Source organism: Vulcanisaeta sp. (genome assembly GCF_049966235.1).
Lineage (GTDB): Archaea > Thermoproteota > Thermoprotei > Thermoproteales > Thermocladiaceae > Vulcanisaeta > Vulcanisaeta moutnovskia.
Genome location: NZ_JBMFVA010000064.1, coordinates 1 through 795, shown reverse-complemented (window position 1 = coordinate 795; position 795 = coordinate 1). Strand labels below are relative to the sequence as shown.

Genomic DNA, 795 nt, shown 5'->3' with positions numbered 1-795 from the left:
CAATCGGGTTGGGATTATAAGTACTTGTAATGCTTGATAATGTATATTCATAATAAAATGCGCCTCCTCCAGGTTGTGGCGCATTGGGGCATGGAATGTCATAACCAGCTTGGTTAGCGTGAAGAGCGTCTAGTAGGTTTATTAGGAGTTGACCATAGTTCTCATAAATGTACAGTATACCGTTAAATGCCCCTGTCATTGAGCCATTACCGATGTCTAAGTAGGGATAAACATATAGGTACTGTGCATTGAAGTCCGTGTCAAGGGGTGCCAGGGTCTCCGTGCCGTTGGCCCAGTAACCCGTCGGCATCGACAGACCGGGGGCTATTTCGTATTCCTGGAACGCCACGTAGGCCACGTATGCAGGTAGGCCGACGTAAAAGAAGCCATCGCTAGGTACGGTATAGTATATATTTCCTACTGTCATCGCCTCATTTAAGGAGGAACTATAGTTAATAAATACATTTCCAATTCCATTCGGTAATTCTATCGTATATGTATTACTGAATTCGTATGTTGGGCCTACCAGTACTAACCCATTAGGTACGTTAATTCCACTCTCGTTGAGCACGCCAAAAAGACCAGAGCCGCTTTGCGCAGTTCCCCCAATGTTATTAATTTCAATCATGTTTATATTCTGTAATGCGTTGGCGCTCCACCCAACGAAGATCAGCGGTACCCCGCCCTCGAACTCGCTGCACTGTTCTAATTCCCACACGTAGGAGACACTGTCCGAGCTTGATGGCGTGGGTGGGTATGCGACGTTGTTGCTTGATGAGCAGCTTCCTATGTACG

1 pseudogene is annotated in these 795 nt (G+C 46.4%); it reads right to left on the bottom strand.

From position 1 onward, the window contains the following. Window positions 1–795, bottom strand: a pseudogene (locus tag ACP5L5_RS11715) (hypothetical protein); the annotation flags it as partial.